16 protein-coding genes are annotated in these 15,396 nt (G+C 37.6%); 7 read left to right on the top strand and 9 right to left on the bottom strand.

Features of this window, described 5'->3' with window-relative positions; translation table 11 throughout:
* Positions 1 to 402 precede the first annotated feature (402 nt).
* From G9Q29_RS10820 to G9Q29_RS10850, 7 genes are all read left to right on the top strand, one after another.
* Positions 403 to 1,353 carry an ion channel gene (locus G9Q29_RS10820; protein ID WP_166137053.1) on the top strand — a complete coding sequence of 317 codons (951 nt, stop codon included), beginning with the start codon at positions 403 to 405 and terminating at the stop codon, positions 1,351 to 1,353.
* Positions 1,354 to 1,425: 72 nt separating this feature from the next.
* Positions 1,426 to 2,322 (top strand): MerR family transcriptional regulator, encoded by an 897-nt coding sequence (locus tag G9Q29_RS10825; RefSeq protein ID WP_166137056.1) that lies wholly within the window; start codon positions 1,426 to 1,428, stop codon positions 2,320 to 2,322.
* A gap of 38 nt (positions 2,323 to 2,360) precedes the next feature.
* Positions 2,361 to 3,836, top strand: coding sequence for a phytoene desaturase family protein (locus G9Q29_RS10830; protein WP_166137058.1), 1,476 nt, complete (start codon positions 2,361 to 2,363; stop codon positions 3,834 to 3,836).
* A 1-nt stretch (position 3,837) separates the two neighbouring features.
* On the top strand, positions 3,838 to 4,677 hold the full coding sequence (locus tag G9Q29_RS10835; RefSeq protein ID WP_166137061.1) for a phytoene/squalene synthase family protein: 840 nt from the start codon (positions 3,838 to 3,840) through the stop codon (positions 4,675 to 4,677).
* A gap of 36 nt (positions 4,678 to 4,713) precedes the next feature.
* Positions 4,714 to 5,154 carry a sterol desaturase family protein gene (locus G9Q29_RS10840; protein ID WP_166137063.1) on the top strand — a complete coding sequence of 147 codons (441 nt, stop codon included), beginning with the start codon at positions 4,714 to 4,716 and terminating at the stop codon, positions 5,152 to 5,154.
* Positions 5,155 to 5,308: 154 nt separating this feature from the next.
* Positions 5,309 to 5,770, top strand: a complete 462-nt coding sequence (locus G9Q29_RS10845; RefSeq protein WP_166137066.1) for an SRPBCC family protein — start codon at positions 5,309 to 5,311, stop codon at positions 5,768 to 5,770.
* Positions 5,770 to 7,065, top strand: coding sequence for a cryptochrome/photolyase family protein (locus G9Q29_RS10850; protein ID WP_166137069.1), 1,296 nt, complete (start codon positions 5,770 to 5,772; stop codon positions 7,063 to 7,065). The genes G9Q29_RS10845 and G9Q29_RS10850 overlap by 1 nt, the downstream gene beginning before the upstream one ends.
* A gap of 97 nt (positions 7,066 to 7,162) precedes the next feature.
* Here G9Q29_RS10850 and G9Q29_RS10855 read toward each other — a convergent pair whose 3' ends face one another.
* The 9 genes from G9Q29_RS10855 to G9Q29_RS10895 all read right to left on the bottom strand — a co-directional run bounded on the left by G9Q29_RS10855 (position 7,163) and on the right by G9Q29_RS10895 (position 15,279).
* Positions 7,163 to 8,581: an SDR family oxidoreductase gene (locus tag G9Q29_RS10855; protein ID WP_166137072.1), complete on the bottom strand. Its 1,419-nt coding sequence runs from the start codon at positions 8,579 to 8,581 to the stop codon at positions 7,163 to 7,165.
* A 123-nt stretch (positions 8,582 to 8,704) separates the two neighbouring features.
* A complete protein-coding gene (gene folE / locus G9Q29_RS10860) occupies positions 8,705 to 9,316 on the bottom strand; it encodes a GTP cyclohydrolase I FolE (protein WP_225872928.1) in 612 nt (203 codons plus the stop codon).
* A 34-nt stretch (positions 9,317 to 9,350) separates the two neighbouring features.
* Positions 9,351 to 10,034 carry an SDR family NAD(P)-dependent oxidoreductase gene (locus G9Q29_RS10865; protein WP_166137075.1) on the bottom strand — a complete coding sequence of 228 codons (684 nt, stop codon included), beginning with the start codon at positions 10,032 to 10,034 and terminating at the stop codon, positions 9,351 to 9,353.
* Between the two features lie 44 nt (positions 10,035 to 10,078).
* Positions 10,079 to 10,363 carry a TIGR03643 family protein gene (locus G9Q29_RS10870; protein ID WP_166137078.1) on the bottom strand — a complete coding sequence of 95 codons (285 nt, stop codon included), beginning with the start codon at positions 10,361 to 10,363 and terminating at the stop codon, positions 10,079 to 10,081.
* A 41-nt stretch (positions 10,364 to 10,404) separates the two neighbouring features.
* Entirely contained in the window at positions 10,405 to 11,892 is a 1,488-nt protein-coding gene (locus G9Q29_RS10875) for a cryptochrome/deoxyribodipyrimidine photo-lyase family protein (protein WP_166137081.1), read from the bottom strand.
* A gap of 6 nt (positions 11,893 to 11,898) precedes the next feature.
* Positions 11,899 to 13,203, bottom strand: a complete 1,305-nt coding sequence (locus tag G9Q29_RS10880) for a DASH family cryptochrome (protein ID WP_166137084.1) — start codon at positions 13,201 to 13,203, stop codon at positions 11,899 to 11,901.
* A complete protein-coding gene (locus tag G9Q29_RS10885) occupies positions 13,179 to 13,313 on the bottom strand; it encodes a DUF2256 domain-containing protein (RefSeq protein WP_166137087.1) in 135 nt (44 codons plus the stop codon). Before G9Q29_RS10885 ends, G9Q29_RS10880 begins: the two co-directional genes overlap by 25 nt.
* Positions 13,313 to 14,620 carry an ABC1 kinase family protein gene (locus G9Q29_RS10890; RefSeq protein ID WP_166137090.1) on the bottom strand — a complete coding sequence of 436 codons (1,308 nt, stop codon included), beginning with the start codon at positions 14,618 to 14,620 and terminating at the stop codon, positions 13,313 to 13,315. Before G9Q29_RS10890 ends, G9Q29_RS10885 begins: the two co-directional genes overlap by 1 nt.
* Positions 14,620 to 15,279, bottom strand: coding sequence for a TetR family transcriptional regulator C-terminal domain-containing protein (locus G9Q29_RS10895; RefSeq protein ID WP_166137093.1), 660 nt, complete (start codon positions 15,277 to 15,279; stop codon positions 14,620 to 14,622). Before G9Q29_RS10895 ends, G9Q29_RS10890 begins: the two co-directional genes overlap by 1 nt.
* Positions 15,280 to 15,396: the final 117 nt, after the last annotated feature.

The raw sequence follows: 15,396 nt of genomic DNA on the forward strand, positions 1-15,396 counted from the left end.
TGGAGAACAAAGTGTATCGAGAGTTCGTCAGTTCGAGTGCTTTGTTTGAAATGTAATGGAGAACAAAGTGTATCGAGAGTTCGTCAGTTCGAGTGCTTTGTTTGAAATGTAATGGAGAACAAAGTGTATCGAGAACTCGTCAGTTTTATTGTTTTTTCCGCGTTGCTTTGTCATGCTGAGGAACGAAGCATCTTTGTCTGTTGAGCGATTGGTTTGGATTCCTCCGTTGTCGGAATGACAAATTTGTGTATGGAGAGTTCGTCAGTTCGAGTGCTTGGTTTGCAATACAATGTAAAACTAAGTGTATCGAGAACCTTGTGAAACCAAACAATCATCTTCATCGAATTAATAGTGCTACGTTGCCATAATAGTTTTATTTTTGAATTTTAAATCCAAGCACAAATGAACACAGCAGGGAAATCACAAGAAAATACAGGTTTTGGAACCAATGCCAGCAACTACGGCGGCCGATTAATCAATAAAGACGGCAGCGCCAATGTAGAAAAACGAGGCATGTTTTTACTGCGTCGTATAAGTTGGTACCACACTATGATTGCCATGCCTCAGTGGCGTTTTTTATTGACGCTATTGCTGTTTTACATAGGGATGAATTTCATTTTTGCGCTTTTATATTTTTCTATCGGTATTGAACATTTAAATGGTATCGATCCTTCGGGCACCGAATTGGGTAAGTTTGGGCAGGCTTACTTTTTTAGTGCGCAAACCTTTACCACTGTGGGCTACGGGCATATAAGTCCAGTTGGTTTTTTAGCCAGTGCGCTTTCTGCCGCCGAGGCCTTAATAGGATTACTCAGTTTTGCCATTGCTACCGGATTGTTTTTTGGGCGTTTTAGTAAACCTACTGCTTTTATCAAATTTTCAGATAATGCCCTGATTTCGCCTTACCGCGAGGGAACGGCTTTAATGCTACGATTGACTCCTTTTAAAAATACCGACTTGACCGATGCTTTCGCAAGAATTACGATGCGCAGGAGTGATAACGAAAATGGTGCCATGACCAATCGCTTTTTTGCTTTAGATTTAGAACTCGATCGCATAAATGTACTTAGTTTGAGTTGGACACTCGTACACCCTATAACTCCTGAAAGCCCGTTGTATGGTCTTTCAAACCAAGATTTTGCTTCCATCAATGGAGAGTTTATTGTTCACCTGACTGCTTTTGACGATATGTTTAGCAATACAGTGGCTACACGAACTTCCTATACTTTTGATGAAGTGGTTTATGGCGCTAAATTCGATTCGATGTACACCCGAAATGAATCAAACTCTAAGACAATCTTACACTTAGATTTGTTAAACAGTTATCAAAAAGTCGATTTTAAAGAAAAATAGCGTTTTTACAACGGTTTAGGTCGTTTTATATCTAAATTTATTTTACATTTGTTCAATAAATTTTCAGAAACGATGAACAATGTAAAAAATGTATTCAGTATCAAGGATCTTGAAAACCTTTCAGGAATCAAAGCGCATACGATACGAATTTGGGAAAAACGCTACGATATTCTGCAGCCCATGCGTACCGATACTAACATTCGTTTGTATGATTTGCCGAGTTTACAAAAGCTTTTAAATATCACATTACTACACGATTACGGTTATAAAATATCTAAAATCGCTACCTATCCACAGGAGAAAATCCCGTCTTTGGTTCGCGAAATTATATCAAATAAAACAGCCAAAAGTCACGCCATAAGTGAGTTTAAAATGGCAATGATGAACTTTGATCAAGAACTTTTTTTTAATACCTACAATTGGTTAATCGCCGAAAAGTCGTTTAAAGAAATTTTCCATCAAGTATTCATTCCGTTAATGAATGAGTTGGGATTATTATGGCAATCCGATACCATTACACCAGCACACGAGCACTTTATCAGTTATTTGATCAAACAAAAATTGCTCATCAACACTGAGAAATTGCAAATTTTAAAACAAACCAAGACCGATAAAGTTTTTGTACTGTCATTGCCATTGAATGAAATTCACGAATTGGGATTGATGTATTTGAACTACGAAGTACTTTTACACGGTTACAAAACCATCTATCTGGGCGAAAGCATGCCGATAGAAAACCTACGAGATCTTAAAAAACATTTTGATTCAATCGTATATGTTTCTTACATGACGGTTCAACCTGAAAAAGGTATCCTAGACGAATACGTACAGCAAATGTCGGATCAACTATTAGATGATACAACTGAGCTTTGGCTTATTGGTCGAATGGTCGAACACATCGATAGAGAAAAGCTAGCCGAGCGCATAAACATTTTTAATTCTATCACGGAATTAGTCGATTGGATTTAAAAATAATTGTTTAAAGATTTTGTATATTTGCTAAACAAATGAAGAAAGTAAAAAATATTACCATTATAGGATCGGGTTTCTCTGCTTTAGCGGCTTCGGCTTATTTAGCTAAGAGCGGTCACCAAGTTACCGTTTATGAAAAAAACAGCGCTGTTGGCGGTCGCGCACGTCGCTTAGTACGCGAAGGTTTTACCTTTGATATGGGACCAAGTTGGTACTGGATGCCTGATGTTTTTGAACGCTTTTTTGCTGATTTTGGCAAAAAAACAACCGACTATTATGAGCTAGTTAAATTGTCGCCAGCCTACCGCGTGTATTACGGTATTGATGATTTTATAGCCATTGCAGATAACCTCCCGGAAATTGTTGCGGCTTTTGAGGCCATTGAAAAAGGAAGTGGCGCCAAGTTGCAAGCTTTTATGGGTCACGCCAAAAGCAATTATGATATTGCTATCAAGGATTTGGTTTATCGCCCAGGTGTTTCGCCACTTGAGTTAATTACTGTTGAAACGGCGTTAAAAGTAGGAGAGTTTTTCTCTAACATTAGCAAAGATGTACGCAAGAAATTCAAGAACGAACGTTTGATTCAAATTTTAGAATTTCCTGTTTTATTCCTTGGAGCAAAACCTTCGGACACGCCTTCTTTTTACAGTTTTATGAACTACGCCGATTTTGGTTTAGGAACTTGGCATCCAAAAACAGGTATGCACGATGTGGTGCGCGCCATGGAAAACTTGGCAACTGAACTTGGTGTTCAATTTGTAACCAATGCAAATATTGAAAAAATCATTGTCGAAAATAAAACGGCGGTTGCCATTCAAGTAAACGGAAAGATAGTCGCTTCTGATTTGATTTTGAGCGGTGCCGATTACCATCATACCGAAACTTTACTCGACCAAGAGCACCGCGCTTATTCTGAAAAATATTGGGACTCTCGTGTTTTTGCACCATCGTCCTTGTTGTTTTATGTAGGTTTTGACAGAAAATTAGATAACATTTCGCATCATGCTTTGTTTTTTGATGTTGATTTTTACCAACACGCCAAAGACATTTATGATGAGCCACAGTGGCCAAAAGAACCATTGTTTTACGCCAATTTTCCATCGGTTACTGATGCAACTGCAGCTCCTGAAGGAATGGAATCTGGGTTTTTCCTTGTGCCATTAGCGCCTGGAATCAATGATACCGAGGCATTGCGTGAAGAGTACTTCGAAAAAATTATCAGCCGTTTCGAAACTTTAACACAGCAAAGTGTCAAAAATAATATTATATTTAAAGAATCTTTTTGTAAAAATGATTTTGTGTCCGAGTACAACTCGTACAAGGGGAACGCTTACGGTATGGCCAATACCTTATTGCAAACCGCATTTTTAAGACCAAAACTAAAGAGCAAAAAAGTAAAGAATTTATATTTCACAGGACAATTAACCGTTCCTGGACCTGGAGTACCGCCTGCACTGATTTCTGGAAAATTAGTGTCGGAATTAATTAATAAGCAATTTTCAGAACAATAATATGAAGCAATTATTTGACGATGTCTCTTTTAAATGCAGTAAGTTAGTTACTAAAAATTACAGTACATCTTTCTCACTCGCGGTGTATATGTTATCGCCAACTATTCGCGAGGCAATTTACAGTATTTACGGTTTTGTACGTTTTGCTGACGAAATTGTCGACACTTTTCACGGTTTCGACAAAGAAACTTTAATCACCGAATTTGAAGACGAGTATTACAAAGCCTACGATCGGGGTATTAGTTTAAACCCGATTTTGAACTCGTTCCAACAAACAGTGAAAGAGTACAATATTGGTGACGATTTAATTCAGGCCTTCTTACGAAGCATGAAATTAGATCTTATAAAATCCGATTATCACAGCAAAGAAGAGTACGATGCCTATATTTATGGCTCGGCCGATGTGGTAGGGCTTATGTGTCTTAAAGTTTTTGTGGCTGGCGATAATGCACGTTACGAGCAACTCAAAGACGAGGCCATGCGTTTGGGATCAGCTTTTCAAAAAGTAAACTTTTTACGCGATTTGAAAGATGATAACTTAGTACTCAACCGCAATTATTTCCCGGGTGTCGACTTGAATTCATTCGATGAAAATGCCAAAACAGCCATCATCAACGAAATTGAAGAAGATTTTAGAGTAGCCTACGAAGGTATTGTAAAACTACCTATGGAAGCAAAGTTTGGCGTGTACACGGCGTATGTGTACTACCGCAAACTACTCAAAAAATTAGAGAACACACCTTGTCACGAAATAGGAAGCGCCCGTATTCGCGTTTCTAATTACACCAAAGCAGGTCTTTTGGCCAAATCTTTTGTATCGTACAAGCTAAAACTAGTTTAATTCATTCCTTTAATTTTCACTTAAATCTATAATAAAATGATCTTTTTTTTGATTTTTTTGGGTACTTTTCTGACCATGGAAGGCATAACTTGGTGCACACACAAATACGTGATGCACGGTTCTATGTGGTATTTCCACGCCGATCATCACCAACCTAAATATGCCAATATCTTTGAGCGGAACGACATCTTTTTTGTCATTTTTGCAGCGCCAAGCATCGCCTTATTTTACTACGGAGTAGAGGGCGGCTTGAATTACAAATTTTTTATCGGCCTTGGAATTATGTTTTACGGATTGTGTTATTTCTTGATTCATGATGTGTTAATTCACCAGCGTTTCAAGTGGTTCAAGCACACCAACAACAAATACTTAATTGGTCTTCGTAAGGCACATAAAGTACACCATAAACACCTTGGTAAAGAGGATGGAGAATGTTTTGGAATGCTTTTCGTACCATTCAAATATTATAAAATGTAAAGTTTTTTGGGGCGTGACCCCGCTTTCACTAGCGTTACAGCGGGGTCGGGCAATCCGTTCCCGCTTTTTTTATCGCCCAAAAAAAGGGCTCTAAAAAAGAGCTCCACTACTGTCCCTCACGCGGCCCGCTGCTAAATACCCTAAATAAAATACCATGAAAATATACAAACAAGAAACCGTTCAGCACATCAATGCAACGGTAGAGGAATGTTGGGCTTTTTTTTCAAATCCAAAAAACCTTCAAAAAATAACACCTCAAGACATGGGATTCCAAATCACTGATTTTGATCAAAAATCAATGTATCCCGGACAAATTATTCAATATAAAGTCACACCACTTTTTGGGGTAACACTTTCTTGGATGACTTTAATTACTGCAGTAAAAGAAAATAGTTATTTCATCGATGAGCAAAAATTTGGTCCGTACAGTTTTTGGCATCACAAACATTTTTTTGAAGCTACCGCCACCGGAACTAAAATGACTGATGTTGTTCATTACGGATTGCCGCTTGGTTTTATTGGTCGTATCATGAATGCTTTGGTGGTAAAAAACAAATTGAAATCCATATTTGAATACCGCGTACAAAAAGTAGACGAACTTTTTAATTCGAAGTAATGAGCAAAGCAGCTGTTTCTATTTTTTGGTTTCGTCGTGATTTACGCCTTGAAGATAATGTAGGTTTGTACCAGGCCTTACAGTCGGATTATCCGGTGCTTCCCATATTTATTTTTGACGAATCCATTTTGAGTAAACTCCCAAAAAACGATGCTCGAGTGGGTTTCATATATGAAAATCTGCAGCAAATGCATGCCCAATTACAGCAGCATTCTAGTGGGTTGTGTGTTTGCCACGGAGCAATTACCAATGTTTGGGAATCGCTTTTGGAAGAGTTTGATGTGAAAGAAGTTTTTTATAACAAAGATTACGAACCTTATGCACTGCAACGCGATGCCCAAATTACTACTTTGTTGCAAGGGCGTGGAGTTAGCGTTTCTCCATTTAAAGACCAAGTTATTTTTGAAGAAAAAGAAATCGTAAAAGCAGATGGTTTGCCGTACACAGTGTACACGCCATTTAAAAACAAATGGTTAGAAAAGTACAAAACATTAGCGCCTGTTCAAGAGTGGGATACGGCAGCACATTTTAGTAAGTTGTACCCGCATCAGGGAGAAATTTTAACACTTTCAGCAATTGGTTTTGAACCAAGTCCAATCAAAGTAAAACCGCATAATTTAAAGTTTATAGCCAATTATCACGACACACGCGATTTTCCGGCAATGGACAAAACTTCGTACTTGTCGCCACATTTGCGTTTCGGAACAGTAAGTGTACGCAAATTGGTCAATTGGGCTTTTCATAAAAACGATGTCTTTTTGAGTGAGTTAATTTGGCGTGAGTTTTTCATGCAAATTTTATTCAGCTTTCCTAAAGTGGCTAATAAAAATTTTAAGTCGGCGTATGACGGCATTCAATGGCGTAACAATGAAGACGATTTTAAGCGCTGGTGCGAAGGAAAAACAGGCTATCCTATGGTTGATGCAGGCATGCGTCAGCTGAACGAAACTGGTTACATGCACAACCGCGTGCGTATGGTGGTAGCGAGTTTTTTATGCAAGCATTTGTTGATTGAATGGCAATGGGGCGAAGCCTATTTTGCTCAAAAACTGTTGGATTATGACATGTCAGCCAATGTTGGCAATTGGCAATGGGCAGCAGGAACAGGTTGCGATGCAGCGCCTTATTTCAGAGTTTTTAATCCGGATATTCAGCAGAAGAAATTCGATGAGAAAGGAGCTTACATCCGTACTTGGATTAAAGAATTCAATTTAGGTTACGGAAAACCAATGGTGGAGCACGCCATGGCCCGCGATCGCGCTATTGCGACCTACAAAGCGGGTATTTTAAAATAGACCAAAATCATTTTTATATCAAAAAAAAAGCAAAGGCTCGAAATTCGTTTCGAGCCTTTTTATTCATGATCATTTTTGAAATTAACGGGAATTGGAATTATCGAATTAATTTTTCGAGCATTCCTTTAAAAATAAATCCGTGAAAAGGCAAAACGGAGTACCAATACAATTTGCCCCAAATGCCGCGCGGTCTAAACGTAGCCGATTGGTACAAGGTATTATTGATAATTTTAAACTCGAGCCAAGCTTCGCCAGGTAGTTTCATTTCGGCAAACAAAATCAACTTTCCTTCTTGTTTATTAGCGTACAAAACACGCCAAAAATCCAGAGCATCGCCTGCGTGTATGTCATGTCGGTTGGTGCGTCCGCGACGTGAGCCAACACCGCCGTATAGTTTATCAATAAATCCGCGTAAATCCCAGAGCCAGTCGCCGTAATACCAGCCCGTTTCGCCACCAATTGACCAAATGCGGCGAATGGTGAAATCACGATCAATAATTTCCATTTTACGTCGATCAATATAACAATCTTTCTTCGGGACTTTTAAATACGGTGACAGATTACGGTTGAAGCGACCGCTTACTAACGAATCTTTCCAACTCGATGCCACTTGATCTTCATCTACTTTTATCAATGCGCGTGACAAACCTTGTTGATAGGTCATGGGTTGTACGCCCAATAAATCATTTATTCGATTATCCTGGCACACAACTTCTACCTTCATACTGCTCACTAATGCCGATGCCAAGCGGTACGAAGTTGACGTTACAAAATACAACCAATACGATGATAATTTAGGAGTCATCACCGGAACGGTATAAATGTATCTTTTCAAGTTTTTAGCTTTGGCAAACCCTAAAAGCATTTCTTTATAAGTAAGTACATCGGGTCCGCCGATATCAAAACTTTGGTTGTAAGTCAACGGATTGCATAAGGATTTGTATAAAAAATCTAAAACATCAGGAATCGCAATCGGTTGGCAACGGGTGTTGAGCCATTTTGGAGTAATCATTACAGGTAATTTATTTACCAAATCCCGAATGATATCAAAAGAGGCACTGCCTGAACCTACAATAATTCCGGCGCGTAGGGTAGTGGTTGCAAAATTGGCAGATCTTAAAATTTCTTCGACATTAAGTCGTGATGATAAATGTTTAGAGAGTGCACTGTCATTTACGATTCCGCTTAAATAAATAACATGTTTTACTTGTGAGGTATTCAAATATTCGACAAAATTATGTGCAGACAAGCTTTCTAAATCATCAAAATTAGAGGCTGAACCAGACATCGAATGGATGAGGTAATAGGCAGCATCAATATCTTTAGGGATAGCTATTAATGAATCTTCATCAAGAAAATCTACTTCAACTACTTGAACTTTATCTTGTAAATCGATAGGGCAGTAAAATCGGTTTTTGTCCCGAACGCAGCAAACTACCTCATGCCCATTACTTACCAAAATCGGTAAAAGTCGCTTGCCAATATATCCCGTAGCTCCTGTTAGTAGAATTTTCATAGCAACTCTGTTTTAAACCAAAAAGCGCAACAATGGCAAAGGTGACAATCTAAAATAGGAGAGTATGACTTTGTATTGTTGCGCCTTCGTGGCAATTATTAATGTTGGATTACCTACATAAAGTTAGCTTAATTTATTCGAAACTAGGCTAATAAATTCTTTTCTTGTTTTGTCTTTTGTAAAAGCACCTGTAAAAGAAGAGGTTGTAGTAACCGAATTTTGTTTTTGAATCCCGCGCATTTGCATACACATGTGCTGTGCCTCAATTACTACGGCTACACCTAGCGGATTTAAAGCATCTTGAATACAGTTTTTAATTTGGTCAGTTAAACGCTCTTGTACCTGCATTCTGCGTGCAAATGCATCTACTACGCGTGGTATTTTACTTAAACCTACAATTTTTCCGTTTGGAATGTAAGCCACGTGCGCTTTTCCAAAAAACGGTAACATGTGGTGCTCGCACATAGAGTACACTTCGATATCTTTTACAACGATCATTTGCTGGTGATCCTCAGTAAACATAGCTGATTTAAGTATTTCTAAAGGATCCAATCCGTACCCGTGAGTCAAATATTGCATGGCTTTAGCCACGCGCTCTGGTGTTTTTTCAAGTCCTTCACGAGTCACATCTTCACCTAAATTGTCAATTATGGTTTTATAGTTGTCCGCTAATGCTGAAGTAATTTCGGTGTCGTATTGTTCGATTTTCTCGTAACTTTTCATTTCTTTGATCATGGGTTTCGGTTTTCTATATATGTAATTTATTGTATTAGATTTTAAAAGAGACAATGCCATAATCCATTTCAAAAATTTGTCCTGAAATAGATTTTGCTTGATCTGATATTAAAAAATGGGCCATATTGGCTACTTCTGTTGGTTTCAAATACCCTTTCATTGGGTGTCTTTCGATCATGTTTTCTTTCATGCGATCGTTGCGCAAAATGCCTGCCGCAAGCGTAGTTTCGGTAATTGTTGGTGCAATTGCATTGATGCGAATTACTGATGCCAATTCAGCACCAAGTGATTTTACTAAACCTTCAATTCCAGCTTTTGCTGTAGCGATACTAGCGTGAAACGGCATTCCGAGTTTTGCTGCTACCGTGCTAAAAAGTACGATAGAAGGATTTGTCCCTTTGCGTAAAATAGGTAAGTATTTTTGAATGGCTTTTACAGCGCCAATCACGTTGATTTCGAAATCGTTTCTGAAATCGTCAATGCTCAAACTGCCAATTGGTTTCAAGTTAATTGATCCCGGACAATAAATTAAGGTATCAACAGCTTCCAGATCAGGAAGTGCGTCTTGCAAAACATCTACTGAAAAATGTTTTAAGTTGGGATGCGTGATTTCAGGTGCATTTCTGCTGATGTTGTACACTATATTTGTCTCTAGTTGTTGCAACAAAATGGCGCTTCCAATTCCTTTACTGCCACCAATGATTACGATGTTTTTCATGTGTTTTGTTCAATCAGTTATTAAATAAGTTGCTGCTCTTGAGCTTATCGTTTGGAAATCTTATTGTTGTTTATCTGTCTTTGCATACTGCATTTAAAGCGACCTTCTCTGAACTCGCGCAGTTTTTCATGTTTGGTTTTGCGCCCTTGTACACGCTCACGCCACATTCTGAAACTTGAGGGTTTCATTTCGGCACGCATCAAGTTAATCACTTCTTGTTCCTTAAGCCCAAATTGTCTTAGGATCGCATCAAAAGTAGTACGGTCTTCCCAGGCCATCTCTATGATTCTGTCTTTTTCAAGATCGGTTAATTCTCTTTTTGTAGTCACGGTCAACGGTTATTATATTCGTAAATGGTTTCTAAAATATGTTAGGCATCTGAATCACCAATATCGGCCATGGTGTGGAGGCGCAGGATTCGGTTGCTTTCTTCCTTTACAAGCGGATTTTTTTTCATTTTCCACAAAAAGTCACTTGCAAACTTTCGGGTACGTTCCATATTGACTATGGGTTTTGGGTAATGAACGCCAACTTCAAAATCATTAAATTTTTGATCCAAATAGGTCATTTTATTTGGTTCATGTACAAAATTGGTTGGCAAATTGCTTAATTCAGGTACCCATTTTTTAATAAATTCTCCTTGCGGGTCGTGCGCATAACTGTTTTTAATTGGGTTGTAAATACGCAACATATTAATTCCTGTTTCACCCGCTTGCATTTGTAATTGTGGAAAGTGAATACCAGGTTCAAAATCTAAAAATTTTTGTGACAAATGCTGTGTGGCTTCCTGCCAAGGTTGCCATAAATTATGGGTAAAAAACGATACCAACATGGCACGCATTCTAAAGTTTAGATACCCCGTTTCGTTCAAGCATCGCATGCACGCATCAATTAGCGGGAAACCTGTTTGACCCGTTTTCCAGGCTTCAATATAGTTTTGGTTTACTTTTTTCTGTAAAGAATGAAAGCCTTTGTTCACACTTTCAAATTCCATGATGTCTTCCATTTCAAATTTTTGTATGAAATGCGCTTGCCAGGTCAAACGCGATACAAACGAATCGATTTGCTTTGGATTATTACAAGTCAATCGAAAGGTCGCTGCTTTTTGCAAGACTTGTCTCGAGGACAAATTACCCCACGCAATGTACGGCGACAAACGACTGCAGCTTTTGCGAGCCAAAGTAGGTTTTGAAATGTGCGCACTATAATTGTGATAGCGATCATTTAAAAAACTATTCATGTATTTCCAACCCATAGTTGATCCTCCTTTTTGGAAAATAGCATCCGGTAGGGTTTCTAAATCTTGTACGTCTAAAGAGGTTTCAAGAGCCGCAATCTCCTCTAAATTGAGGTATTTTGATGGTGTAAAATCAAATTGGCATTGTGGTTGATTCATGTAATCTTCCCATTTTTGTACCCAATTGCTACGGTCTTTTAACGCTCTAAAAATGCCATTATTTATATTTTCTGTCCAAGTGATAAAGTTGTTTTTACAAAAGCGTTTGAATGCCTTGTCGCGCTCGTATGTAATGCGAAGCCCAGTTTCTTGGTGTGAGAATACGGCATTGATCTTATAGCTTTCTTCAAGAATATTAAATACGTGAATCACCTCAGATGAAACGGCTAAAATTTTGGTATTGCAAGGGGCTAGCTGTATATTCAGGTCAACGATAGACTGTTTGATAAAGTTCCAGTGTCTGCTGCTATAATGTGCGTCTTGCTCTAGCGATTTTTCAAAAACGTACAGCAACAAAGTAGGAATAGCAGTTCTTGTGGCGTTAAAAATCGCTTCGTTATCTTGCAAACGAAGGTCTCTTTTGAGCCATACTACATTAATCTTTGGTTTGTTGGTCGTCATGTTTTTTTAGAATAATTGTTGTTGTAACCACAAGTTTTGAAACTTCGATTGTCCATCGTAATTGCTTGCTTGCAATTTGATGTTGAATTTTCGGTTTCGAGGATCGTTGCCTACGCCAGATACGTACATCCAATTACCATAGTTAGAGTGTACGTCATAATCTAGTAGCATGGCTTCAAAATAGGCAGCGCCAATGCGCCAATCCATCAACATTTCTTTAGCAAAATAAGAAGCTACGTTTTGTCGGCCTCGGTTACTCATCCATCCCGTTTGCTGTAATTCGATCATATTGGCATTTACAAAAGGTTCTTCGGTAGTGCCGTTAATCCATTTGTTGATGGCGTATTTGTTGTTTTTCCATTCGTAATCGCGTTCCAAAATGCCTCCAATTTTAAAAATGGTAGTACCATTTTGAAGTGAAATGTATTTGAAATAATCACGCCAAATCAGCTCAAAAAGCAACCAATAAGTCGATTCGTTTTTCTCTACTTCTCTTTCATATTGAGCCACTTCCCAATAAATTCTTTTTGCCGAAATACAACCATTAGCTAGCCAAGGTGAAAATTTTGAACTGTAATCGGTACCAACTAGTCCGTTGCGCGTGAGTTTGTAAGAACTTAGTTTTTCAGTATTCCAAAAGTAATTTTCCATTCGGCGTAACGCTTCTTGCTCTCCACCTTTAAACGGAAATGCAGTTCGCATATCTTTTTCAAAAGCTTCAAATCCTAGCTCTTGTAAAGTTGGTAGCGTCGTATTCGTTTCTTGGTAATTAGCAGCTGAAAGTGAACCTAATTTAAATTCTGCACTTACTTTTGCTTTCTTTTCGCATTGATTTCTGAATTGCGTAAATACATTCGGAATCGATTCAACAGTAAACGGAATTGCATTTGGATGAAACAAAAACTGTCCGTAGGTGGCTTTGTATTGTACGTTTTCAGGAGTTTTTGCTTTTAAAGCATTGGCTACAGCCAGCTCTTCAGTTGTCCATTCTTCCTGATAATAAACTTTTGTTATCTTTTGGTTTTCAATCAGGACGGGCACAACATTTTCAGGTTCTTGGAAATACACAAACAAAGGAATGTGCACTTCTTTGAGATTTTTACGAAGGTTGGCAACTGATTCAATTAAAAATTGCGATCTAAACTTCTCTGTCTTTTTGAAGCCGTATTTTGTTTTCGCAAAATGTCTCGGATCAAAGCAGTAAACGGCCACAACCGCTTCGTTTTCTTTAATTGCAAGATGAAGCGATTCATTATCATGAACACGTAAATCGTTTCTAAACCAAACTAGACCTTTTTGTTTCTTCTGCATTTTTCGCTACAATATTTTACTTCATCCCAAACTTTTTCCCATTTTTTGCGCCAAGCAAAAGGCCTATCGCATACCAAACACATTTTGGTGGGTAAATGTTCTTTTTTCACTAGGTGTATTTCTCAAATTCGTTTACTACAATCTTGGCTTTCAAATCAAACATCAAGTTGTACAAACCAAAGAACGTTCTGTTCATATAAATAAAATGTTTCGAACCTCTGCTGCCATTCATTTTCTTGAGATTTGTGTCTTTTGAAAAACGCTCTCCTAATTCGCCAATACTTTGAAAGAATTTCTCGTCTGAGAAGTCGAATGTTTTTTCCTGAAATGGCTTGGTAAACAATGATAATAAGTCGTGAAACATACTTGTGAAATAAGCCATTTCTTCTTTAGTATCGTCTTGACGTAGAATTTCTAATTCTAATAACTTATTGTGAAATAAGGCGGCATCATTGATTACTTTTTTGTCGATGAGTTCGAAGTAAGGAATGTAAAAGTCCATTGGAATTTTTTTCATACAACCAAAATCAAGTGCAACTAAGTTATTGTTGCTATCTACTAAAAAGTTCCCAGGATGCGGATCGGCATGTACTTTCTTGAGCACGTGAATTTGGTACATGTAAAAGTCCCAAAGGGCTTGACCTATTTTATCTGCAGCCTCTTGATCAGTATTGATTTTAGTGAATTCAGACAAGTGTTTGCCTGTCATCCAATCCATTGTGATGATTTTTTCTGATGAAAATTCCGGGTAATAACTAGGGAAAACCAAGTTGTCAATTTTAGAACAAGCATTAACTACTTCGGTACTTTGTTCTAACTCTAGTAGATAATTCGTTTCTTCGATTAATTTGTCTTCGACTTCCTTGAAATACTTATCAGAGTCTTTTCCTTGAAGGTTAAACATGCGGATCGCAATTGGTTTTACCATCGCTAAGTCAGAGGAAATACTGTTCGCAACACCAGGATATTGAATTTTCACGGCTAATTTTTTCCCGTCCTTGTGTGCCACGTGAACTTGGCCAATACTCGCAGCATTTACCGAATTAGCATTAAAATCATCAAAAATTTCAGTTGGTGTTTTACCAAAATTATTTTTAAATGTTTTTAAAACCAATGGCGCAGATAAAGGCGGAACCGAAAATTGAGACAACGAAAATTTCTCAACATAAGCTTGAGGCAAGAAATTCTTGTCCATACTTAGCATTTGAGCTACTTTCAAGGCACTTCCTTTCAAGCTTTTTAATCCGTCGTAAATATCCTCAGCATTGTCCTCGTTTAATTTATCGCGAGTCAAATCGGAGTTGACCATTTTTTCGCCGTAGTACTTCAAATAATTCACACCAATTTTAGCGCCTGTTTGCACTAATTTTGATGCTCTTTCAATTTTTGAAGTAGGTATATAGTCTATCGTTTTCATTATTTTTTGTATATTTTTTCTTTGAAAATGAATTTTCCAAAGTCAATTAGGCTATCAATAGGAGCAATGTTCATTAATTCAAAAGTTGCTTTTACTGATTTTTCGATATAAATATCTGTTTTTTCAAAAGCGGGTGAAGCATCATCTAACCAGAATTTAAGTGTAAGTAACAACTGAATCCATGAAGTTTCTTGAAATGCTTTTTCTTGAAAATTTTGAAAGCGCTCTTGCTGTGTTCTAAAATCATCTTCAATCACTTCTGTCAAGTACTCTTTAAAGCGCTCACGCAAACCAGCTAGTAAACTTAATTTTTTCAGTTGATTGTTGTGCTCCTTTAAAACCAAAACAACATAACTGCGATTAGCTGTTAAAATTTCGAAGAAGGTAAAATAGAAACTCAACATTTTGCTTTTCATGTCGTACGTCTCATATTCACTGTTTTTGTGCAAAAGTTCGATTGTTTTTTCGACGAACATTCTAAAAATTTCTTTCTCAATACTTTCAATAGTTCCAAAAAACGCATAAAATTCCGTTTCGGTGAAACCGTTAGTTTTGGTGAAATTGTATACTGATTTAGGTTTTTCGCTGTGTTCTAGTACGTGATCCATGTACATAGAAACTATTTTATCTTTTGTAATTGCTGTTTTTTTAGTAGCCATTTCGTGTGTATTTCAAATTAAGGTATAAAGGTAGTAAATGTTTAACTATATATTAATAAAGTTAAACAAAATTTAATATAATTTTATACCATTAAAAAATCACTAGCTTTACAGTAT

The sequence above is a fragment of the Flavobacterium turcicum genome, from assembly GCF_011365745.1.
Taxonomy (GTDB): domain Bacteria; phylum Bacteroidota; class Bacteroidia; order Flavobacteriales; family Flavobacteriaceae; genus Flavobacterium; species Flavobacterium turcicum.

Bases quoted from the DNA above. Each gene is read 5' to 3' on its own strand.
- G9Q29_RS10820 (WP_166137053.1), top strand. From the start codon at position 403: ATGAACACAGCAGGGAAATCACAAGAAAATACAGGTTTTGGAACCAAT.
- G9Q29_RS10825 (WP_166137056.1), top strand. From the start codon at position 1,426: ATGAACAATGTAAAAAATGTATTCAGTATCAAGGATCTTGAAAACCTT.
- G9Q29_RS10830 (WP_166137058.1), top strand. From the start codon at position 2,361: ATGAAGAAAGTAAAAAATATTACCATTATAGGATCGGGTTTCTCTGCT.
- G9Q29_RS10835 (WP_166137061.1), top strand. From the start codon at position 3,838: ATGAAGCAATTATTTGACGATGTCTCTTTTAAATGCAGTAAGTTAGTT.
- G9Q29_RS10840 (WP_166137063.1), top strand. From the start codon at position 4,714: ATGATCTTTTTTTTGATTTTTTTGGGTACTTTTCTGACCATGGAAGGC.
- G9Q29_RS10845 (WP_166137066.1), top strand. From the start codon at position 5,309: ATGAAAATATACAAACAAGAAACCGTTCAGCACATCAATGCAACGGTA.
- G9Q29_RS10850 (WP_166137069.1), top strand. From the start codon at position 5,770: ATGAGCAAAGCAGCTGTTTCTATTTTTTGGTTTCGTCGTGATTTACGC.
- G9Q29_RS10855 (WP_166137072.1), bottom strand. From the start codon at position 8,581: ATGAAAATTCTACTAACAGGAGCTACGGGATATATTGGCAAGCGACTT.
- folE (WP_225872928.1), bottom strand. From the start codon at position 9,316: ATGATCAAAGAAATGAAAAGTTACGAGAAAATCGAACAATACGACACC.
- G9Q29_RS10865 (WP_166137075.1), bottom strand. From the start codon at position 10,034: ATGAAAAACATCGTAATCATTGGTGGCAGTAAAGGAATTGGAAGCGCC.
- G9Q29_RS10875 (WP_166137081.1), bottom strand. From the start codon at position 11,892: ATGACGACCAACAAACCAAAGATTAATGTAGTATGGCTCAAAAGAGAC.
- G9Q29_RS10880 (WP_166137084.1), bottom strand. From the start codon at position 13,203: ATGCAGAAGAAACAAAAAGGTCTAGTTTGGTTTAGAAACGATTTACGT.
- G9Q29_RS10890 (WP_166137090.1), bottom strand. From the start codon at position 14,620: ATGAAAACGATAGACTATATACCTACTTCAAAAATTGAAAGAGCATCA.
- G9Q29_RS10895 (WP_166137093.1), bottom strand. From the start codon at position 15,279: ATGGCTACTAAAAAAACAGCAATTACAAAAGATAAAATAGTTTCTATG.